21 protein-coding genes are annotated in these 21,056 nt (G+C 65.3%); 2 read left to right on the forward strand and 19 right to left on the reverse strand.

Annotated features, from left to right (window positions below):
* Positions 1–25 precede the first annotated feature (25 nt).
* From BS38_RS0108855 to BS38_RS0108945, 19 genes are all read right to left on the reverse strand, one after another.
* Positions 26–973 (reverse strand): Ppx/GppA phosphatase family protein, encoded by a 948-nt coding sequence (locus tag BS38_RS0108855; RefSeq protein WP_028270472.1) that lies wholly within the window; start codon positions 971–973, stop codon positions 26–28.
* Complete coding sequence (locus BS38_RS0108860) at positions 970–1,653, reverse strand: DUF501 domain-containing protein (protein ID WP_028270473.1); 684 nt, start codon at positions 1,651–1,653, stop codon at positions 970–972. Before BS38_RS0108860 ends, BS38_RS0108855 begins: the two co-directional genes overlap by 4 nt.
* A 130-nt stretch (positions 1,654–1,783) precedes the next feature.
* Positions 1,784–2,515 (reverse strand): FtsB family cell division protein, encoded by a 732-nt coding sequence (locus BS38_RS0108865; protein ID WP_028270474.1) that lies wholly within the window; start codon positions 2,513–2,515, stop codon positions 1,784–1,786.
* 86 nt (positions 2,516–2,601) lie between these two features.
* The gene (eno, locus tag BS38_RS0108870) at positions 2,602–3,882 is read right to left on the reverse strand and encodes a phosphopyruvate hydratase (RefSeq protein WP_018774732.1); all 1,281 of its coding nucleotides are present in this window, start codon (positions 3,880–3,882) and stop codon (positions 2,602–2,604) included.
* A 122-nt stretch (positions 3,883–4,004) separates the two neighbouring features.
* Complete coding sequence (locus tag BS38_RS0108875) at positions 4,005–4,625, reverse strand: MazG nucleotide pyrophosphohydrolase domain-containing protein (protein WP_043438209.1); 621 nt, start codon at positions 4,623–4,625, stop codon at positions 4,005–4,007.
* A 67-nt stretch (positions 4,626–4,692) separates the two neighbouring features.
* Positions 4,693–5,847 (reverse strand): adenosine deaminase, encoded by a 1,155-nt coding sequence (locus BS38_RS0108880; RefSeq protein WP_028270476.1) that lies wholly within the window; start codon positions 5,845–5,847, stop codon positions 4,693–4,695.
* Between the two features lie 69 nt (positions 5,848–5,916).
* Entirely contained in the window at positions 5,917–6,660 is a 744-nt protein-coding gene (locus tag BS38_RS0108885) for a DedA family protein (RefSeq protein ID WP_028270477.1), read from the reverse strand.
* A 141-nt stretch (positions 6,661–6,801) separates the two neighbouring features.
* Positions 6,802–7,434 carry a DedA family protein gene (locus BS38_RS0108890; protein ID WP_028270478.1) on the reverse strand — a complete coding sequence of 211 codons (633 nt, stop codon included), beginning with the start codon at positions 7,432–7,434 and terminating at the stop codon, positions 6,802–6,804.
* Between the two features lie 97 nt (positions 7,435–7,531).
* Complete coding sequence (locus tag BS38_RS0108895; protein ID WP_028270479.1) at positions 7,532–8,866, reverse strand: thymidine phosphorylase; 1,335 nt, start codon at positions 8,864–8,866, stop codon at positions 7,532–7,534.
* Complete coding sequence (locus BS38_RS0108900) at positions 8,863–9,267, reverse strand: cytidine deaminase (protein WP_028270480.1); 405 nt, start codon at positions 9,265–9,267, stop codon at positions 8,863–8,865. Before BS38_RS0108900 ends, BS38_RS0108895 begins: the two co-directional genes overlap by 4 nt.
* A 5-nt stretch (positions 9,268–9,272) precedes the next feature.
* Positions 9,273–10,616, reverse strand: coding sequence for an ABC transporter permease (locus BS38_RS0108905; RefSeq protein ID WP_028270481.1), 1,344 nt, complete (start codon positions 10,614–10,616; stop codon positions 9,273–9,275).
* Positions 10,613–12,046 (reverse strand): ABC transporter permease, encoded by a 1,434-nt coding sequence (locus BS38_RS0108910; RefSeq protein ID WP_028270482.1) that lies wholly within the window; start codon positions 12,044–12,046, stop codon positions 10,613–10,615. The genes BS38_RS0108905 and BS38_RS0108910 overlap by 4 nt, the downstream gene beginning before the upstream one ends.
* Entirely contained in the window at positions 12,039–13,673 is a 1,635-nt protein-coding gene (locus BS38_RS0108915) for an ABC transporter ATP-binding protein (RefSeq protein ID WP_043438155.1), read from the reverse strand. Before BS38_RS0108915 ends, BS38_RS0108910 begins: the two co-directional genes overlap by 8 nt.
* 185 nt (positions 13,674–13,858) lie before the next feature.
* A complete protein-coding gene (locus BS38_RS0108920; protein WP_028270484.1) occupies positions 13,859–14,968 on the reverse strand; it encodes a BMP family ABC transporter substrate-binding protein in 1,110 nt (369 codons plus the stop codon).
* A 240-nt stretch (positions 14,969–15,208) separates the two neighbouring features.
* Complete coding sequence (locus tag BS38_RS0108925; protein ID WP_028270485.1) at positions 15,209–16,234, reverse strand: NADP-dependent oxidoreductase; 1,026 nt, start codon at positions 16,232–16,234, stop codon at positions 15,209–15,211.
* Complete coding sequence (locus BS38_RS0108930) at positions 16,231–16,662, reverse strand: organic hydroperoxide resistance protein (protein WP_028270486.1); 432 nt, start codon at positions 16,660–16,662, stop codon at positions 16,231–16,233. The genes BS38_RS0108925 and BS38_RS0108930 overlap by 4 nt, the downstream gene beginning before the upstream one ends.
* 28 nt (positions 16,663–16,690) lie before the next feature.
* Positions 16,691–17,140, reverse strand: a complete 450-nt coding sequence (locus tag BS38_RS0108935; protein ID WP_028270487.1) for a MarR family winged helix-turn-helix transcriptional regulator — start codon at positions 17,138–17,140, stop codon at positions 16,691–16,693.
* 186 nt (positions 17,141–17,326) lie between these two features.
* The gene (locus BS38_RS0108940; RefSeq protein WP_028270488.1) at positions 17,327–18,526 is read right to left on the reverse strand and encodes an amidohydrolase; all 1,200 of its coding nucleotides are present in this window, start codon (positions 18,524–18,526) and stop codon (positions 17,327–17,329) included.
* Between the two features lie 148 nt (positions 18,527–18,674).
* Entirely contained in the window at positions 18,675–19,808 is a 1,134-nt protein-coding gene (locus BS38_RS0108945) for a mannose-1-phosphate guanylyltransferase (protein ID WP_028270489.1), read from the reverse strand.
* A 257-nt stretch (positions 19,809–20,065) separates the two neighbouring features.
* On the opposite strand from BS38_RS0108945, the gene sdhC reads away from it, so the two are divergent.
* Positions 20,066–20,446, forward strand: a complete 381-nt coding sequence (sdhC, locus tag BS38_RS0108950) for a succinate dehydrogenase, cytochrome b556 subunit (protein WP_081818859.1) — start codon at positions 20,066–20,068, stop codon at positions 20,444–20,446.
* A 3-nt stretch (positions 20,447–20,449) separates the two neighbouring features.
* Positions 20,450–20,944, forward strand: coding sequence for a succinate dehydrogenase hydrophobic membrane anchor subunit (locus tag BS38_RS0108955; RefSeq protein ID WP_028270491.1), 495 nt, complete (start codon positions 20,450–20,452; stop codon positions 20,942–20,944).
* The last annotated feature ends 112 nt before the right edge of the window (positions 20,945–21,056 follow it).

The following is a 21,056-nucleotide window of genomic DNA, read 5'->3' on the forward strand; positions in this document are numbered from 1 at the left end:
CGAAGTCATGAGCTGATGCCACGTCCTAGCTGATGCTCAGGGCAATTCCGTCGAGAATATCGTGTTCGCTGGCGACAGCCGAAGTGATCCTTCCCTCCGTTACCTCGGCGAGGCGTTCCAAAACACGCCGCCAGACCAGTCCGCCGGCACCGATGACGTCTACCCTGCCCGGATGCATGTAGGGAAGTCCGGCCCGTTCGGCCTTGGTCATCCCGAGCAGATCCGTGCACGCCTCGCCAAAAGTTTCCAGCGGAAGCTCCGCGCCGTGGATCGCCGCAGGCGAGTATTCCGGCAGCCGGAGCGCGTGGGCCGTGATCGTGGTGACGGAGCCCGCCACGCCGACGACGACGGTGGTGCGGTCCAGCGGAACGGCCAGTCCCGCCTCGCTGATGGCGGCGTCGACGTCGGCCTCCGCGGCAGTAACCTGCTCCGGCGACGGCGGGTCGTTGCGGAGATGGCGTTCGGTCATCCGGACGCAGCCGACGTCAACGGACTTGGCGGCGATGACGCCGTTGGCGTCGCCGAGAACGAATTCGGTGCTTCCCCCGCCGAGATCCACCACGAGCACGGGATCGGTGCCGCGGGACGGAAGAACGCTGCTGGCACCGGCGAAGGACAGGGCGGCTTCTTCGTCGCCGGTAATCACTTCAGGTTCCACGCCGAGGATTTCGCGGATGCCGTCCACGAATACCTTCCGGTTGCTGGCGTCGCGCGTGGCCGACGTAGCAACGAAACGGACCTTTCCAGCCCCATGCTCGCGGATCAGCGCGGCGTAGTCGGTCGTGGCGGCGAAGGTCCGGTCCAGGGCTTCCTGGGCCAGTTCTCCGGTTGCGTCCACGCCCTGGCCCAGCCGGACCACACGCATTTCGCGGACGACGTCCGTCAGCTTCGGGCTGCTCCCGTTCCCGGCCACGTCGGCGATCAAAAGCCGGATGGAATTGGTTCCGCAGTCGATGGCGGCAACTCGGGTCACTGGGCGGCCTCCGTGGAGTCGGTTTTCTCGTCAGCGTGATTCTCTTCAGCGTGCTTCTGCGTGTTGCGCACGGGTGCCGGACGGCCCACGATCTCGGGCAGGCCCTGCGGCCCGTGCCGGCTGAGGTCCTGCGAGGGCGCTTCTCCGCCGGTGTCCCACGCACCGTCGCAGTAGCAACGGTCCGCCGTCCACCATTCACTGATGGCCTCGAGGGCTTCATCGCCCAGCGGATTGACACCGGGACCGGCAGCAAGGGAATGGCCCACCAGGACGTGAAGGCACTTGACGCGGGTGGGCATGCCGCCGGCAGAGATCCCGTCAATCTCGGGCACGGCGCCAATGCCGGACCGCTCCCCGATCTCCGCCCGCGAAACCAGATACGCATCGTGGGCGGCGCGGTAGCTCGCTGCGAGTCCGGAGTCTTCGGCCAGGCGTTCGTTCATCCGGTTCATCAGGCCGGCGGCCTCAAGGCGCGACACGGCGGAGGTGATGACCGGGTGGGTCAAGTAGAACGTGGTGGGGAACGGGGTTCCGTTGCTGAGCCGGGGGGACGTCGCCGCCACGAGGGGGTTGCCGCAGACACAGCGGGCGGGGATTTCGACGACGTCGCGCACTGGACGCCCCAACTGGCGGCTCAGGACGTCCAGGTCGCGGGCGGAGGGGTGGCTGTACCCGGGCACGGTCGGGGCCTCGTTTTTTGCGGGGTGTCCGCCCGGGGCGTTGTCGCCTACTGCATGCTGGTCCACTGGCGCGGCCGCCTTCCTGCCCTTGGAGGCTGACCCGTGGGAAAGCCGGCGGAGGGCACCGCCTCTAGTCTGTTGCCGAGCGCCTGATGGACTCCCAAAGCGAGTCCACCCATGGCAGGTTGGCCGGGTCCTGGGCTGATCCTGTGCCGCCCTGGCCACTGGCGGTCCCGGCCGGCAGATCGCTGCCAAACACCCAGTAGCCGGTCTCTCCCGGCATAACCATGTTAATGCGGTCGCGGGCCTGCTGTTTCACGTAGTTCGGGTCCTGCCACCTGGATACCTGGAGTTTCAGCCCCTCCTGCTCCGCCTGACGTGCGGCGATATCCGCCTCCAGCGCCGCGATCTCCGCCCTTTTGTCGATGAAGATCTTGACGGTGGGGGCCAGCATGATGGTGATGGCAATCATGACGACGGCCAGCGCCAGCATCCGGCCGGAAAAGGCCTTGGCGGGCACCGGATCCTGGTTATCCGCCCCGTGCCTGGCGTCACTCCCTGAGGATTGGCCGGGCGGCTTGTTGCCGTCCGGGCTGCCGGCAGGCCGGCGGGCCGCCTGTTTGCCGGCGGCAACCCCGGCCTTGACCGACGCCCCCAGCCGTCCGGCGGTGGTGGACTTTCCTTGCGCAGCGGGTGCCCGCCCAGCGGGTGTATCCGCGGCGGGCGTTTTCCCCTCCCCGGCCGCGGGCAGGTGCCGCGTCGCGCCGAAATCGGCGCGGATGACGTCAGCGCCGTCGTCGGCGTCCTTTGACTGACGCGCCGCGGGCGTAGCCCGGGGAACCTTGGGACGGCGGGTGGCCATGACACTCCTTCAAAAGCGGACCACAAACAAAAACCGGTGGCCATGGTCTTTCAACCATAGCCACCGGTCAGCTGTTTTTTTGGATGCTAGCCCTTGAAACGCGGGAAAGCGCTGCGTCCGGCGTAGCGTGCGGCGTCGTCGAGTTCCTCTTCGATGCGCAGCAGCTGGTTGTACTTGGCGACGCGCTCGGAGCGGGCCGGGGCACCGGTCTTGATCTGTCCCGCGTTGGTGGCAACGGAGATGTCAGCAATGGTGGTGTCCTCGGTTTCGCCGGAGCGGTGCGAGGTGATGGTGGTGTAACCGGCACGCTGGGCCAGTGACACTGCGTCCAGGGTCTCGGTCAGGGAACCGATCTGGTTGACCTTGACGAGCAGCGAGTTCGCGGTCTTGGTGTCGATGCCGCGCTGCAGGATGGCCGGGTTGGTGACGAAGAGGTCGTCACCCACGAGCTGGACCTTGTCGCCGATGGTGTCGGTGAGGGTCTTCCAGCCTTCCCAGTCGTTCTCGTCCAGCGGGTCCTCGATGGACACCAGCGGGTAGTCGGCCACGAGCTCGGCGTAGTAGGCGCTCATCTCGGTGGCGGAAAGTGCCTTGCCCTCGAACTGGTAGGCGCCGTCCTTGAAGAACTCGGAGGAGGCGACGTCCAGGGCCAGGGCGATGTCCTTGCCCGGGGTGTAGCCGGCGTTCTTGATGGCTTCCTGGATCAGGTCCAGTGCGGCACGGTTGGACGGCAGGTTCGGCGCGAAACCGCCCTCGTCGCCCAGGCCGGTGGAGAGGCCCTTGGCCTGCAGGACGGACTTGAGGTTGTGGTAGACCTCGACGCCCCAGCGCAGGCCCTCGGAGAAGGTTTCGGCGCCGATCGGGACGATCATGAATTCCTGGATGTCCACGTCGGAGTCGGCGTGCGAGCCGCCGTTGAGGATGTTCATCAGCGGAACGGGCAGGACGTGCGCGTTGGGGCCGCCCAGGTACTTGTACAGCGGCAGGTCAGCGGATGCTGCGGCGGCGTTGGCCACGGCCAGGGAAACACCCAGGATGGCGTTGGCGCCGAGCTTGCCCTTGTTGGGGGTGCCGTCCAGGTCAATCATGGCCTGGTCGATGCTGCGCTGGTCCGTGGCGTCGAAACCGGTCAGTGCCGGTGCGATCTGGTCGATGACGGCGTCGACGGCCTTCTGGACGCCCTTGCCAAGGTAGCGGCCCTTGTCTCCATCGCGGAGTTCCACGGCCTCGTGTTCGCCGGTGGAGGCGCCGGAGGGCACTGCTGCGCGGCCGATCTGGCCATCGGAAAGCAGGACTTCAACTTCTACGGTCGGGTTGCCACGGGAATCGAGGATCTCGCGGGCGTGAATGGCATCGATAAGCGCCATGAATATGCTCCTTATGGTGAAGCGATTTACTGGGAAACTAGCGGAAAAACTCGACGTCCTCGTCAGGGACTAGCGTAGTCGAGAGTGTTGCAGGTTACGGAAACCTATCCAGCACCCGGACGTCATGATCCCGTCCGGGGCGTGGAAGGGTGAAGGGGGCGGTGGCTGTCCTGATACCGCCGGACTGCCCCGCGGAGGGCGCGTTCGGCGTCGAAACCCCTGGTCCGGGCAGCGGACACGACGGCGAGCAGCAGCTCGCCGAGCTGCTCCTCGGAGTCCAGGTTCCTGACGAAGTCAGCTGCCGCGGTGAGAGGCGGGGCCGGCGTGACGCCCGCCCTCGCCGCCCGGTCCAGTGACTTCTGGGCCCGGGCCAGGGCCGGAAGGCCCTGCGGAATTCCCTCGAAAGGATCACCGCGTTCCGGCTTCTCGGCCCGCTTGATGGAGTCCCACGTGCGGACAATTTCCTCCACACTGGCCGGGAAAGTGTCCTGGAGCGAGCCGTCGGGCCGGAACACGTGCGGGTTCCGGCGGATCATCTTGGCGCTGAGGCCACGGACGACGTCGTCGAAACCGAAAGTGCCGCGTTCCTCGGCAAGGCGGGCGTGGAGGACCACCTGGAGCAGGACGTCGCCCAGCTCCCCCCGGAGCTCTGCCTCGTCGGCGCCGGTTTCGATTGTTTCGGCTACTTCAAAGGCCTCCTCGAGGAGGTACTCCACCAGTGATTCGTGGGTCAGCGCCCCCATCCAGGGGCAGTGCTCCCGGAGGCCGGCGATCACGGCAACCAGGGAGGCCACCGGGCCGGAATCGTCCTTAGGCAAGATTGGCGTAGGCGTCGTTGATGTACTCAACGAGTGCTTCCTTTTCCTCCAGCGGCAGGAAAGCGGCCTCGGCGGCGTTGAGGGTCAGCTCAAGGATGTCGTCGAGGTCGTAGTCGAACGTCTCCACCAGCAGTTCGAACTCATCGGTGAGGGTCACGCCGCTCATCAGTCGGTTGTCGGTGTTGATGGTGACGTTGAAGCCGAGCTGGTAGAGCATGTCCAGCGGGTGGCTTTCGATGCCTTCGCCGAACCCGGCGATGGCACCGGTCTGCAGGTTGGAGGACGGGCAGATTTCCAGGGCGATGCCGCGGTCGCGGATCCAGCTGGAGAGCTCGCCGAGGGTGACCATCCCGATGTTGGCGTCGGCTTCTTCGCTCTCTGCGTCAGCGTCCTCGTCGTCGAACTCAACGGTGATGTCCTCGGCGATGCGCACGCCGTGGCCGAGGCGCAGGGCGCGGCCGTCAACGAGGGCGGACTGGATGCTTTCCAGGCCTGCTGCCTCGCCGGCGTGGACCGTGGCGGGGAAATTGTGCTGGGCGAGGTATGTGAATGCATCACGGAAGCGGGACGGCAGGAACCCGTCCTCGGCGCCGGCGATGTCGAAGCCCACGGCCCCGTTGTTGCGGTGGCGGACGGCCAGTTCGGCAATTTCCTGGCCGCGGTCGGCGTGGCGCATGGCGGTGATGAGCTGGCCCACCTGGATGTCCCGGCCGGTTTCGGCGACGGCGTCCACGCCGGCGTCGAGCCCTTCCTGGATGGCCTCGACCACTTCATCCAGCGTCAGGCCCTTCTGCAGGTGCTGCTCCGGTGCCCAGCGGACTTCGCCGTACACGACGCCGTCGTCGGCAAGGTCTTCCACGAATTCCTTGGCCACCCGGAAGAGGCCCTCTTTGGTCTGCATCACGGCGATGGTGTGGTCGAAGGTTTCGAGGTAGCGGACCAGGGAGCCGGAGTCTGCGGATTCGCGGAACCACTCCCCCAGCGCCACCGGATCGGTGGAAGGCAGGGTGTGCCCCACGGCCTCCGCAAGTTCGATGATGGTGGCCGGGCGCAGGCCGCCGTCCAGGTGGTCGTGCAGGGATACCTTGGGGAGGCTCTTGAGGTCGAAGTCGATGGCAGGGGCAGCGTCAAGAATAGGCTCAGTCACGTACCAACCTTAGGGTCGGACGGCGTCCGGCGCCACCCGGAAAGCGGCAGCTTTGGCGGCGGCGCCGGTTCAGCGGCGCGTTTCCACATCGACGACGGCGGGAACGGCCAACGGCGCGATCTCCACCACCGCCTCCCGCTCGGCACGCGCATCCTGTTCTGCCGCTGATTCCTTGCTGGATTCCTGGCCGGATTCCACATGATCGTGGCGGCCCAGACGCTTGTGCCACCAGCGAAGCAGGTGGTCGATGATGACGCCGAGGATGATGGCGAACACCACGGCAATGCCGGCCCCGAGCAGCGGGTTGTCATGCAGCAGCGGGAAGGAGCTGGCCAGCAGGCCGATCCCGATCGAGTAACCGACCCACGTGACGCAGGCAAAGGCATCGAGGACGAAGAACCTGCGGTGCGGGAACGCGGTGGTGCCGGCAACGTAGTTGACCGCCACACGGCCCCAGGGGATGTACCGGGCTGTGAAGATCAGGACGGCGCCGCGCTTCTCCAGCTCGTAGTGGGCCCAGGCAAAGACCTTTTGAACCTTGGGCTTCCGCATCCAGCGCCAGCGTTCAAGCCCGATCTTCCGGCCGAGCATGTAGGCCATGTTGTCTCCGGCGATGGCACCCACCAGGGCGGTGGCGCCGAGGATCCAGAGGTTGGGTTCACCGCTTTGGCGTGAAAACGCCGACAGTGCCACGATGAGTGTTTCGCTGGGGACGACCATCGCAAAACCGTCCACAAAAAAGAACACCAGCAGGATGGGATAAATCCACCATTGGCCTGCGGCATGGAGCACTGCCTCATTGATAAATTCCACGCGGGGCCCTGCTCCTATAAAGTGACGGAAATCGCTATTTAGTGTCCCATGGCGGCGGCATAATCCGCTACGCTAAAGCCGCGAAAGCTCACCCGCCGTCATGTGTCTCCCGGCGGCGCCCAGGGCGGCCCGCGCAGCGGATCAGGGGCCCGCCGCTGTCCCCTCTGCGGGTTCCTCCGGCAGCCGGCCGCGGAGGCGGCTAATCAGGATGTCCACGATGATGCCGAGCAGAATCGCGCAGACGATGGCGATGGTGGCGCCCAGCAGGTGGTTGTCTTCGAACCACTGCCCGAAAAACAGCCCGATGGATACTGAATACGAGGACCACAGGGCTGCGGACAATACCGTCAGGCCCACGAAACGCAGGTGCGCGAAATGGGTGGCACCGGCCGTCAGGTTGACGGCAACCCGTCCGATCGGAACAAAGCGGGCCACGAGCACCAGGGACGCCGGCCGTTTCCTCAGTTCATTCCCGGCCCAGTGGAAGGCGGTCTGCATTCGCGGCCCGCGCATCCACCGCCACCGGCGCGTACCCACCTTGCGGCCGATGAGGTAGGCGATGTTGTCGCCGCCGAACGCACCCAGCGCGGCCACGAGCATCAGCAGCCACGGATTGGGGACGTCTGCGGTCGCTGCCACGGCCGCCAGGCCAACGACCACGGACTCGCTGGGGATCGGCGGGAAGAACCCGTCGATCACGCAGCAAGCCAGCACCAGGAAGAGTACCCAGGGCTGCCCCGCCGCCGCGAGAATGAAGTCGTTGATAGCCTGCACAGTTTCCTAACGGCCGGGGCCGCCCGTTTTCTCCCCGGCCGGTCTGCGGGCGGGCCGTGGCGCTCCCGAAGGGAGCCGGCCGGGGAGGGTCACGGGATCAGGCGATGCGGTCGATGATGAGCTTCTGCGCCGGCCGGGAGCCATCCGGCGCAACTACAACAGCCCCTTCCAGGGCCTCCTTGGCGCGGCCGAATTTCTCCGGTGTGTCGGTCAGCAGCGTCATCAGGGGTTCTCCGGCACGGACCATGGCACCGGGCTTGGCGTGCAGCCTGACGCCTGCACCGGCCTGGACCTGGTCCTCCTTGCGGGCGCGGCCTGCACCCAGCCGCCAGGCGGCAACGCCCACCGCCAGGGCATCCAGCTCCACGAGGACACCGTCGGCCGGAGCGTAGATGACCTCGGATTCCCTGGCAACGGGCAGCTTGGCGCGGGGATCCCCGCCCTGCGCTTCGATCATGCGGTTCCACACATCCATGGCCCGGCCGTCCTTGAGCGCGGCGCGTGGATCTGCATCGTGGACTCCGGCGCAGGCCAGCATTTCCTCGGCCAGCCGGACCGTCAGTTCGACGACGTCTTCCGGGCCGCCGCCGGCCAGCACCTCCACTGATTCCTCCACCTCGATGGCGTTGCCGGCGGTGAGGCCCAGTGGCGTGTTCATGTTCGTCAGCAGCGCCACCGTGTTGACGCCGGCGTCCTTGCCCAGGGCCACCATGGTCTCGGCCAGTTCCCGGGCGCGGGCCTCGTCCTTCATGAAGGCACCGCTTCCCACCTTGACGTCGAGGACCAGCGAGCCGGTGCCTTCGGCGATTTTCTTGCTCATGATGGACGACGCAATCAGCGGGATGGCTTCCACCGTTCCCGTGACGTCACGCAGGGCATAGAGCTTCTTGTCCGCGGGTGCCAGACCCGCACCGGCGGCGCAGATCACGGCTCCGACGTCCTGCAGCTGGGCCATCATTTCGTCGTTGCTCAGTGCCGCACGCCAACCCGGGATCGATTCCAGCTTGTCCAGGGTGCCGCCCGTGTGGCCGAGTCCGCGGCCGGAGAGCTGCGGAACGGCCACGCCGAAGACGGCTACCAGCGGTGCGAGCGGGAGCGTGATCTTATCCCCCACTCCCCCGGTGGAATGCTTGTCCGACGTCGGCTTCACGCCGCCGTCGGGACGCCGCAGGGCGGAGAAGTCCATCCGTTCGCCGGAGGCGATCATCGCAGCGGTCCACCGCGAGATTTCCGCGCGGTCCATGCCGTTGAGCAGGATGGCCATGTTCAAGGCAGCCATCTGCTCGTCGGCAATGGCGCCCCGGGTGTAGGCGTCGATGGTCCAGTCGATCTGGGCCGGGCTCAGGACGCCCTTGTCCCGCTTGATGCGGATGATGTCGACGGTGTCGAACGCTTCAGTGTTGCTGTTGTTGGTCTTAGTACTCTGTGTCACCGGGGTTCCTCCAGGTGTTGGGGACCAAAGGCATCGGGTAGCACCTGGTCCATTGTCTTGATTCCCTGCGTGGTCATGAGTTCCATGTCGGGCGCGCGGAATTCGTACAGCAGCTGGCGGCAGCGCCCGCACGGCATCAGGATGTTGCCGCCGGCGTCCACGCAGTAGAAGGCGCGCAGCTGGCCGCCTCCGGTCATGTGCAGGTTGCCCACCAGGGCGCATTCGGCACAAAGGGTCAGGCCGTAGCTTGCGTTTTCCACGTTGCAGCCGCTGACGATCCGGCCGTCCGCGGTGAGGGCAGCCGCCCCCACCGCAAACTTCGAATACGGCGCGTACGCGTTCTTCATGGCGGAAACGGCGGCCGCTTCGAGCGCCGCCCAGTCCACCGTGTTGAGTTCCACCGGCGTCAACCCTTGACGTACGGTATGCCGCTGGCGGCCGGCGGCCTGGAACGGCCCACGAGGCCGGCCACGGCAAGCACCGTCACCAGGTACGGAAGCATGGCCATGAACTGGCTCGGAACAGGCGTGCCGATGATGGTCACGATGCTCTGCAGGTTGTCCGCGAAGCCGAACAGCAGCGCGGCGAAGAAGGCACCGATCGGGTTCCAGCGGCCGAAGATCAGCGCGGCCAGGGCGATGAAGCCGCGTCCGCCTGAAATCTCCTTGGTGAAACTGTCGATGGCCACCAGGGTGAAGAAGGAACCGCCGATGCCTGCAACGGCGCCGCCGAGGGTGACGTTCCAGAAGCGGGTGGCGTTGACCTTGATGCCCATGGTGTCCGCGGCCTGGGGGTGTTCCCCGACGGCACGGACACGCAGGCCCCATTTGGTCTTGAAGAGGCCGATCCACACCACGATGACCGCAATGTACATCAGGTATCCCACCACGGACTGCTTAAAGAGGATGGGGCCGATCACAGGGATGCTCGAGAGCACAGGGATGTCGATGATGGGCAGCCGGCCCGGTGAGTTGAACTGGGCCTTGTTGGCCTGCATCACCGTGCTGAACAGGAAGCCCGTCAGGCCGGAGACCAGGACGTTGAGCACCACGCCCACGATGATCTGGTTGACCAGGTATTTGATGCTGAAGACTGCCAGCACCATGGAGACAATGGCGCCGGCCACGGCCGCTGCCAGCAGCCCGATAAAGGGGCTCTTGGTCAGGGTGGCCACCATCGCAGCGGTGAATGCACCGCCGAGCAGCTGGCCCTCAATGGCGATATTGACAACGCCGACGCGTTCGCAGAGAACACCGGAAAGGGAACCGAACACCAGAGGGACTGCCAGGGTCACGGAACCGGCGATGAGCCCGGCAAGCGAAATGCTCGGCGTGCGGGCGCCGCCCACCACCCAGATCAGGAACGCTGCCACGAACAGCACGATAAAGACGATCGGCAGCCAGCCGGGAGAGGCTTCGTTCCTCGTCTTGAGGTACACGGCATAGCCGGCCAGGCCCAGCATCAGGACCGACAGGACGATTCCGCCCAGGAAGGCGGGCACTTCGATGGCCGGAAGCTGGAAGAAATCGCCGCTCGAGGAGATCCCGAACTTGGCCGTCTGGTTGGGTCCCATGATGCCGAAGAAGATGAAGGCGACGACGCCGAGCACGGCAAGGAGGACCGGCACCTTCCAGGTCACGGGCTTTGCCGAAATCGCGGGGGCTTTCTCCCTGGCCGACTCCGGTGTTCCCGGCTGCGGTTTGCCTTGCTGCGGCTTTCCCGGAACGGGCGATGTTGCTGTTGTGCTCATGCTGCACCTCCGGTGATGGCTGCCTTCTTGGACTTACCGGCCGTTGCGGCCTTCTTCTTGCGGGGATTGAGCCCGAAGAGGGCGCGCACCAGCGGCGGCGCCGCGATGAACAGGACGATCAGTGACTGGACCACGAGCACAATGTCGATCGGGGTTCCTGTCTGGATCTGCATCTGCACAGCCCCGGCGCGGAAGGCGCCGAACAGCAGACCGGCAGCGAAGGTGCCCCACGGCGTCGAACGCCCCAGGAGCGCAACGGTGATGGCATCGAAACCGTAGGTTGCCGCAACGCCGTCGGTCAGGACCTTTTCGGTTCCCGCGACCTGCGCCACGCCTGACATGCCCGCAAGGGCACCGGCGATCGCCATGACCAGGACCGTGGCCCGGGGAACGTTGATGCCCGCGGTCAGAGCCGCTTTGGGGTTGGCCCCGACGGCGCGGAATTCAAAGCCGACCGTGGAGCGGTTGAGCAGCCACCAGACAAAAACGGTGGCGGCGATGGCCAGGAGGAAGCCCAGGTGGAGCCTGTACTGCGTACCAAGGATCTGCGGATACACGGCGCTCGGATCCAGGATCGGCGAGATGGGGTTGGACTCCCCGGGCCGCTGGAACGCCGGGGTGTTCAACAGGTAGCGCAGGAAGTACAGGGCGATGTAGTTGAACATGATGGTCAGGATGACCTCATGGGCGCCGGTGCGGGCCTTCAGCAGGCCCACGAGTCCGCCCCAGAGGGCACCGCCCACGATGCCGGCAATGAGGACCAGCAGCAGGTGCAGTCCCAGCGGCAGGTGCAGGGCAAAGCCGACCCAGGCGGCGAGGATGCCGGCCATGATGATCTGCCCCTGCGCACCGATGTTGAACAGGCCTGCGCGGAATGCCAGTGCGACGCCGAGGCCGGCCGTGATCAGCGGGGTTGCGATGGTGAGGGTTTCCATCAGCGGAGCAAACTGCACCGCGACGCTGGAGCCGCGGGGATTGAACACCGAGCCCTGGAACAGTGCGACATACGAACGGGTCGCAGCGTTCCAGACAGCCGAGAAGAAGTCCGAGGGCCGGGCAAAGAGGTAGCTCGCGGTGGCACCCACCTGTTTGTCCGTGCTGGCGATGAGAAGTCCGCCGAGGATCAGGGCAAGCAGGACGGCGAGCACCGACACGATGCCGCTGCCGGTGAAGATCCGCCGGACCAGCGTGTCCGCACCGCCCGGAACAATGCCGCTCTGGGCCGAGACGGGAACGGCCGAGGGCTGCATCGCGCCGCCGGCTGTGTCCAGCGCGGTGGCGGCGGCTGCGTCTTCGCCCGGCGTCTTGGGGCCGGGCGCTGCGGTTTCCGGTGCTGGGGTTGCCGGTGCTGGGTTCTCCGGTGAGCGGGTAGCCGGGGTTTCCGTTTTGTTTTCGTCAGCCACGTGTTTGGGCTGGTCCTGTTCACTCATGGTCGCCTCCTTCGGCACCGGAGGTGGAAGTCTGTACGGGCGTGTGGGCGCTGCCGGGGTGGGCGCTGCCGGCGCTGGCGCTGCCGGGGTGGGCGCTGCCGGGGTGGGCCGTGTCCGCGTGGGCGCTTTCGGGGGAAAGTCCCGCCATCATCAGGCCCAGGACATCGCGGCCGGTGCCTGCGGGCACGATGCCCACCAGCTTGCCTTTGTAGAGCACTGCGATCCGGTCCGCGAGTTCGATGACTTCGTCGAGTTCGGTGGACACGATCATCACCGGAGTGCCCTGGTCCCGTTCAGCCACGATGCGTTTGTGCAGGAACTCGATGGATCCCACATCCACGCCGCGGGTGGGCTGGGAGGCGATGAACAGTCGCAGCGGCCGGGACAGCTCCCGGGCCATGACCACTTTCTGCTGGTTTCCGCCGGAAAGGGTTCCCGCGGCCAGCGCCCCGGACGGTGTCCTGACGTCAAACTCGTCGATCCTGGACTTGGCGTTCTCCAGGATCCTGGCCGGGCTCATGCTGATGCCCTTGGCGTAGGGCGCCTGGTCGTAGAGGTCCAGGACCAGGTTCTCCGCGATGGAGAAGGTGCCAATGAGCCCGTCAACGGTCCGGTCTTCCGGAACGAAGCCGACGCCGGCCCGGAGTACTTCCTTGACGCTGTGGCCCAGGAGCTCCTCGCCGTCCAGCAGGATCGATCCGTGGCAGCGTTCCTGCAGGCCAAGGATGGCTTCGGTGAGTTCTGTCTGGCCGTTGCCCTGCACACCAGCCACGGCGAGGATTTCGCCGCGGGCGATGTCGAAGCTGATGCCGTCCACCACATGCTGGCCGGTGGGCGCGATCACGGTGAGGTCCTTGACCTGGAACGTGGTTTCCTGCGGCTTCGCCGGGGCCTTGTCCAGGGTCAGGTTCACTGCGCGGCCCACCATCATGGAGGCCAGCTCGGTGGTGGACGCGCCGGGATCCGCCGTGCCCACCACTTTGCCGCGGCGGATGACCGTGATGGTGTCGGAAACAGCCTTCACTTCGCGAAGTTTGTGCGAGATGAAAACGATCGAGGTGCCGTTGCTTTTCAGCTGGCGCATGATGTCCAGGAGCTCGTCGGTGTCCTGCGGTGTCAGCACGGCAGTGGGTTCATCGAGGATGAGCACCTTTGCGTCGCGGACCAGTGCCTTGATGATTTCCACACGCTGCTGGACGCCCACGGGGAGGTCCTCGATCAGGGCGTCGGGGTCGACGTCGAAACCGTATTTGTCGGAGATTTCCTTGATTTTGCGGCGGGTATCATCCAGGTTGAGGAAGCCGCCGGCCTTGGTGGTTTCTGCGCCGAGCGCCACGTTCTCCGCGACGGTGAACACGGGAACCAGCATGAAGTGCTGGTGCACCATGCCGATGCCCGCCGCCATGGCGTCGCCCGGTCCGCGGAAGGTGACGGCCTTGCCATCCACCAGGATTTCGCCCTCACTGGGCTCGTAGAGTCCGTACAGGACATTCATCAGCGTGGACTTGCCAGCGCCGTTTTCACCAAGAAGGCAATGAATTTGCCCGGGTTCAACAACCACGTCGATGTGATCGTTGGCAATAAGGGAGCCGAAGCGTTTGGTGATCCCTCTGAGTTCAAGTTTCAAAACTCTGACCAATCTCGAAGCGTCCGGAAGATGTGCCCGGACGGGATATGTGGCTGCAGCACCAGCCTAGTGCCTGCAGCCCTTGGCGGAGCGGGCAGTGCTCCTCGGAAAAGCTGACGCCCAACGAAAAGCGCCACCGCCCGGAAGTCAATGACCAACCGGGTGGTGGCGCTTTGCGGAGGAAGTTAGGCCTTCGGGCTCGCTGCCGACTCGACCTTCAGCTTGCCGTCAACGATGTCCTTCTTGATCTGATCCAGTTCGGTCTTCAGCTCCGCGGGAACCTGGGACTCCAGAGCGTGGAACGGAGCCAGCTGGACGCCGTCGTTGGCGAGGGTGCCGACGTACGGCGTGTTGCTGAACTTGCCGTCCTTGTCTTCCTTGACAACGGTCTCAACGGCTTCGCCCATCTGCTTCATGACGGAGGAGAGCATGAGGTCCTTGTAATCCGGAGCGGTCAGGAAGCCGTCGGAGTCAACCCAGATGAGCTTGACGTCCTTGCCTGCGGCTTTTGCTTCCTTGAGCGCTGCGCCTGCGCCCTTGCCTACGGGGCCGGCAACGGGCATCACGATGTCGGCGCCCTGGTCCAGGAAGTTTTGGGTCAGCTGCTTGCCCTTGTCCTGCTTTTCGAAGTCACCGGTGAAGCTACCGTCCTGCTTGGCCTTGTCCCAGCCAAGGACCTTGATGTCCTTGCCCTTCTTCTCGTTGTAGTACTTGACGCCATCGGCGTAGCCGTCCATGAAGATGGTGACGGTGGGGATCTTGATGCCGCCGAAGGTGGCCACTGTTCCGGTCTTGGTGGAGCCTGCAGCCAGGTACCCGGCGAGGAAGGCAGCCTGGGCGGTGTCGTAGATGATCGGCTTGACGTTGCTGATGGGGGTCTCGTAGCCGAAGTCGATGATGGCGAAGTGGCTGTCCGGGTTGGCCGTTGCCTGCGCCTTGGTGGCGTCGCCGAGGAGGAAGCCGACGGTGACGGTCAGATCGCAGCCTGCGGTGACCATGGCGCGGAGGTTCGGCTCGAAGTCGTTGTTGGTCTTTGATTCGACCTGGTTGACCTTGATTCCGAGGTCCTTCTCAGCCTTCTTCAGGCCTTCGTAGGAGGACTGGTTGAACGACTGGTCGTCGAATCCGCCCGAGTCGGACACGATGCAGCCCGTGTAGTCGCTTGCGGTGGCGCTTGCGCTGCTGCCGGCTTCCGGGGCAGCCCCGCAGCCGGTCAGCAGAAGAGCTGCCGCCCCGGCGGTGGCGACGCCGGTCATTGAACCGCGCTTGAGGGTTGCACGCAGTGAGTTCTTCAATTTTCCTCCAGGAACAAAGAGATAGGCGCTACGACGGGTGTTCAATGAGTGTCCGTTTCGAATGCTCCACACTGAAATTCTGTTTTCACTGATGGGTTCGCAGCACTGCGCCGAGGCGCACTGATGACAGTTACTGTAGTGGCCTGGAACACGTCCGGGTACCACAGGGGCACCCGGACGCGGAGATCGTTGAGAACTTGTTACCTACCGGTAGCCGGTACCGCAAGTCATGTCCATTTCCTAGAGCCGGACCAGCATCTTCCCGGTGTTGGCGCCGTCGAGGAGGTCCATGAACGCCTGCGGGGCGTTTTCGAGGCCGTCCACCACCGTTTCGTCATAGCGGACGGTGCCGTCAGCCACCCAGGCGGACACGGTGCCCACGAACTCAGCCATGTGCTGCCAGTAGCCGCCGACCAGGAAGCCTTTGAGCGTGAGCTGCTTGCCGATGGCCAGCATGAGGTTCCGCGGGGCGGGAGTCGGTTCCGTCGAGTTGTACTGCGCAATGGCGCCGCACATGGCAACGCGGCCGCCGACCGTGAGCGCGGACAGTGCCGCCTCCAGGTGTTCACCGCCGACGTTGTCGAAGTACACGTCAATCCCGCGTTCCCCGGCAGCCGCCGCGAGCTGCGCGGCCACCGGGCCGTCGTTGTAGTTGAACGCGGCGTCGAAGCCGAGCTCCAGCAGGCGGGCCACCTTTTCCGGGGATCCTGCACTGCCGATCACCTTGGAAGCGCCCATCGCCTTGGCGATCTGTCCCACGAGCGACCCGACGGCTCCAGCTGCCCCGGAAACGAAGACCACTTCTCCGGGCTTGAATTCGGCGACTTTCAGGAGGCCGGCATACGCCGTCAGGCCCGTCATGCCCAGGGCGCCGAGGAACGCTGACGCCGGGGCCAGGTCGGTGCGCGCCAGGGACGTGGCCGCAGCGTCCACAACGGCGTATTCACGCCAGCCGAGGGAATGCACGACGACGTCCCCCACCTTGCGCTCATCGGAACGGGACGCGATCACCTCACCGACGGCACCGCCGTCGAGCGCTGCATCCAGCGCAAACGGCGCCGAATACGACTTGACGTCGTTCATGCGGCCGCGCATGTAGGGATCGACGGAGATGAACTGGTTGCGGACCAGCACCTGGCCGTCCTGCAGTTCCGCGAGGTCGGACTCGGCCAGACGGAAGTTTTCCGGGACGGGCCGGCCGTGCGGGCGGGACGCCAGCTGGATTTCGCGGGTGGTGAGGGGAAGGGTTGCGGTGTTGGCGCTCATGCGGCCACCTCCAGGATCTTGATGTCTACGTTGATGTTGCCGCGGGTGGCATTTGAGTACGGGCAGATCTGGTGCGCTTTGGCCACGAGGGCCTCCGCCGTCGCCAGGTCCAGGGCGGGGAGGGCGATTTCGAGTTCAGCGGCCAGGCCATAGCCCACGCCGCCCTCGAGTGCGCCGAAGTGGATCTTGGCTGCCACCGCGGAATCGGTGAGGTCGGCCTTTTCCTTCCGGCCCACCAGGCGCAGGGCGGAGTGGAAGCACGCGGCGTAGCCGGCTGCAAAGAGCTGTTCCGGGTTGGTGCCCTGGCCGTTGCCGCCCAGTTCCACCGGGCTGGCGAGGATGACGTCCAGCTTGCCGTCTTGGGTGCGGGCGTTTCCGTCCCGTCCTTCGCCTGAAGCGAGGGCTTCAGCTGTGTAAAGAGTCTTCACGTGGTTCCGTTCTGTTGGGGGAAATCTGTTAGCGATAGGAGTGGAGGGCCGCGGTGAGCCTCGACAGGGTCTCCCGGAGCTGGTCCAGCTCGGCCGCGGACAAACCGGCGGCGTCTGCGAGCTGCTGCGGAATGGCGTTGGCCCGCGCGCTGAGCGCAGTACCGGAGTCCGTCAGGAAGACCTCCACCCGGCGCTCGTCCTCGGTGGAACGCCTGCGCTCCACCAGCCCCAGCGACTCGAGCCTCTTCAGCAGCGGGGACAGGGTGCCTGAGTCCAGGCCCAGCTCCTCCCCCAGCTCGCGGACACTGCGGGGCTGTTCCTCCCAGAGCACCAGCATGGCCAGGTACTGCGGATAGGTCAGGCCCAGCTGGTCCAGCATGGGCCGGTACACGGCAGTGGCTGCCTTCGACGCGGAGTAGAGGGCGAAGCACACCTGCCTGTTCAGGCGGGGGGCGTTGAGTCTGGGAGCGTCGGTCATGAATAAAACGATATCGCACAATTAGATTGTGCACAACTCATCTGCACTTGGTGAGAGTGCGAACGGACACTTCCGGCCCCAACAGAAGCGCGAACGTACAGTTGAGGCCCCGGGGTCGGGGCCTCAACTGTACGTTCGCGCTTGAAGGGTGGGGCGTAAGTGTCCGTTCGCGCTTTGAGGGTGGGCTTAGAGGTCGCGGATGGTGCGGAGTGCTGCCGCGGTCAGGACCTGGATGCCGTAGCCCAGTGCACGCTCGTCCAGGATGTAGTCGCCGCGGTGAAGGTCGTATTCCTCGCCCCCGGGCGTTTTGGTGCCCAGCCGCATCATGGCACCGGGCAGCTCGGCCAGGAACCAGGCGAAATCCTCCCCGCCCATGGACTGGGGCGTAAGCACTACGGCACTTTCGGCGATCTCGGCGCGGGCTGCTGCTTCGATGAGCGCGGTTTCATGCTCGGAGTTAACCACGGGCGGAACGCCGCGGGTGTGCTCCAGCCGGACATCCACGTTGTAGGGCGCCGCCACCTGGTGAACCACTTCATCCAGGAGTTCGCCTGCGCTGTGCCAGGCGTCGCGGTCCAGGCACCGCATGGTCCCTGCCATGTAGCCCGTGCCGGGAATGGCGTTGGGTGCCGAGCCGGCCGAAATGTGCCCCCAGACGACGGAGACGCCGCTACGGACATCCACCCGGCGCGAGAGGACGGCCGGGACGTTGACGGCGATCTGCGCCAGCGCGAAGACGAGGTCCTCGGTCAGATGCGGCCGGGAGGTGTGGCCGCCGCGCCCGGAAAGCTCGATCCTGATGGTGTCCGAGGCCGACGTGATGGCACCAATCCGGGTCCCGATCTTGCCCACGTCGATGCGCGGATCGCAGTGCAGTGCCAGGATGCGCGGCACGCCCTCGAGCACGCCCTGCTCGATGCAGGAATGCGCTCCGCCGGGCATGGTTTCCTCGGCGGGCTGGAAAATGATCCGGACCGTGCCGCCAAGCGGGGATTCCTGGTGCATGCGGTGCAGCACCAGCGCGATACCGAGCATGGTGGTGGTGTGGACATCGTGGCCGCAGGCATGGGTGACGCCGTGGTTCTTGGAGGCGAACGGCAGCCCTGTTTCCTCAATGATGGGAAGGGCGTCGATATCGCCGCGCAGTGCCGTGGCAATGGGACCTTCTCCGACGTCGACCGTGAGGCCCGTGCCTTCGAGCCGACGGGGCTTGAGCCCTGCCGCTTCGAGCCGGTCTGCCAGCTTGTTCGTGGTCCGGAACTCCTTGAAGGACAGCTCCGGATGCGCATGGAGGTCACGGCGGAAATCGATCAGTTCCGGCAGCAGCGGCTCCAGCCACGGCCCCACGAGGGCGGTGGGCTCGGCTTCAGTAGTGTAATTGCGCACGAAACAACTCTAGCGAGGCTGCTCCGAATACCAGCATCAGTGTCGGAGGTTACGGATCCGGGAGCCGGCTCCCGTGCCTGAAAAGGCTCAGCCCAGGCGTTCCCGCACTGCCGGGAAGACCTGGGCTGAGCCGAAGCTGACGGCCGGTTTAGAGGACGTCGGTGTCGCCGCTGGCCTTGAGCGCGTCCACGGCGGCTTTGACCCGCTGGGAGTTCGCCATGGTGGTCACCAGCAGGGCATCCGGCGTGTCAACGATGACCACGTCCTTGATGCCGATCAGTGCAATAACGCGCTTGGTGTCCGTCACCACCACGCCGCTGGCGTTTTCGGTGAACACGCGGGCACCTTCGCCAAGAACGGTGACATCGTCCACTTCCCTGGCACTGTTGAGCCGGCCCACGGAGGCGAAGTCCCCGACGTCGTCCCAACGGAAAGCGCCAGGCACGACGGCGACGTCCCCGGCCGCCGCGGCAGGCTCCGCCACCGCGTAGTCGATGGCGATCTTCGGAAGGGTGGGCCAGACGCGGGCCGTGACCTCGTCACGTTCATCCGTGTCCCAGGCCTGCGCGATCTCCGTGAGCCCCTTGAAGAGTTCCGGCTGGTTCTGCTCGAGGTGCTTCAGCATGAGCGACACCGGCGCGACGAACATACCCGCGTTCCAGACGTACTCTCCGCTGTCGACATACTGCTGGGCGACGTCCTCGCTGGGCTTTTCGACAAACTCCACCACGGCCTGCGCACTCGGGGCGTTCTCGACGGCCAGCTTCTGGCCCGCACGGATGTAGCCGAACCCGGTGGACGGGTGCGTGGGCTTGATGCCGATGGTGACGATCTTGCCGGACGCAGCCGTGTAGATGGCCTCACGCACGGCATCCTGGAAGAGGTCGTCCGGGCTGATCACCTGGTCCGCCGCGAAGGAACCCATGATGGTTTCCGGATCCCGCTGGTACAGGATGGCCGCAGCGAGGCCGATGGCCGCGCCGGAGTCCTTGGGCTCGCTTTCCAGCACGAGGTTGGATTCCTCGACCTCGGGAAGCTGGCCGCACACCGCGCTCCGGTGGGCCACGCCGGTTACAACCAGCACGCCCTTACCGGCAAGCGGCTCCAGGCGGTCGTAAGTGGCCCGCAACAGCGTGCTGCCTGAACCGGTGAGGTCGTGTAGAAATTTCGGGGCTGCTGCACGTGACAGGGGCCAGAGGCGGGTCCCCACTCCGCCTGCAGGAATTACCGCAATAAAACGGTCCAGCGGTGAATTCCGGCTTGTCACTATGTCTGTAGTCATCACGGCCTACTTTAGCCGACCACCGCGCGGATACCGGCAGATGCTGCCCCTCCGCGCCCCCGCGGGGGCCACAATGTGGCGTTCGTCTCAAAAATGCGCAAAAACCGCGCGGGGAGGCGTCACCTACAAGTTCCTGAATTGAATAAGCTGTGAGCGAAGCCTAGATTTAGGCTTGAGCTTACGAGTGCTCTCGCAGCAGGCGTTCCCCCCGCGTGGATCCCATGCCAGCGCCGCTGTGTTGCAGGGAGGTTTATTCAGTGCCGACAAAACCAGCTGGCACCTTGTACCGCGGCCGTGAAGGCATGTGGTCCTGGGTTGGACACCGCATTACAGGTGTAGTGATTTTTTTCTTCTTGTTGGTCCATGTGCTGGACACCTCATTGGTGCGCGTGTCCCCAGAGGCATACACCGCCGTGATCGGCGCCTACAAGAACCCCCTGATGGCCCTGGGTGAAACGGGCCTCGTCGCAGCGATCGTTTTCCATGCCTTCAACGGCCTGCGGATCATCGCCGTCGACTTCTGGAAGAAGGGCGCGAAGTACCAGCGCCAGATGCTGTGGACGGTCCTGATCCTCTGGGTCATCGTCATGGTGGGCTTCTCCATCCGCCACCTTTCCCTCGCCTTTGGAGGTCACTAAGCCATGACTGCAACCATTCAGAGTCCCCGCAGCGGAAAAGACGGCGCGAAGCCGGGCGCAGGACTGATTGCCCCCAAGTACCGCCGCAGCGGCGCCTCCAAGGGCAACTTCGAAATGGCGGCCTGGCTGTTCATGCGGCTTTCAGGCGTTGTCCTGGTGGTCCTGATCTTCGGGCACCTGTTCGTTAACCTCCTGGTGGGCGAAGGCATCCACGCCATTGACTTCGGTTTCGTGGCCGGCAAGTGGGCCGATCCGTTCTGGCAGTTCTGGGACCTGGCCATGCTCTGGCTGGCCATGCTGCACGGCACCAACGGCGTCCGCACCATCATCAACGACTACGCCGAGAAGGATTCCACCCGCTTCTGGCTGAAGATCGTCCTCTACGCCGCAACAACCGTCATCATCATCCTGGGCACCCTGGTGATCTTCACCTTCAACCCGTGCCCGGTGGACGTCAACGGGATCCCGCTGCCCGGCGGCTTCTGCCCCGCAGCCTAACGGCACCTTCCCTTTCCCCGGGGATCAGCTGTGCCCGCAAGCGCGGGTCAACGGTTTTACGGTGCGGGCTCCGCCCGCCCGTGGTTCTATAGCGAATTTTGAGAGAAAGAGC

Source organism: Arthrobacter sp. UNC362MFTsu5.1 (assembly GCF_000685965.1).
GTDB lineage: Bacteria > Actinomycetota > Actinomycetes > Actinomycetales > Micrococcaceae > Arthrobacter.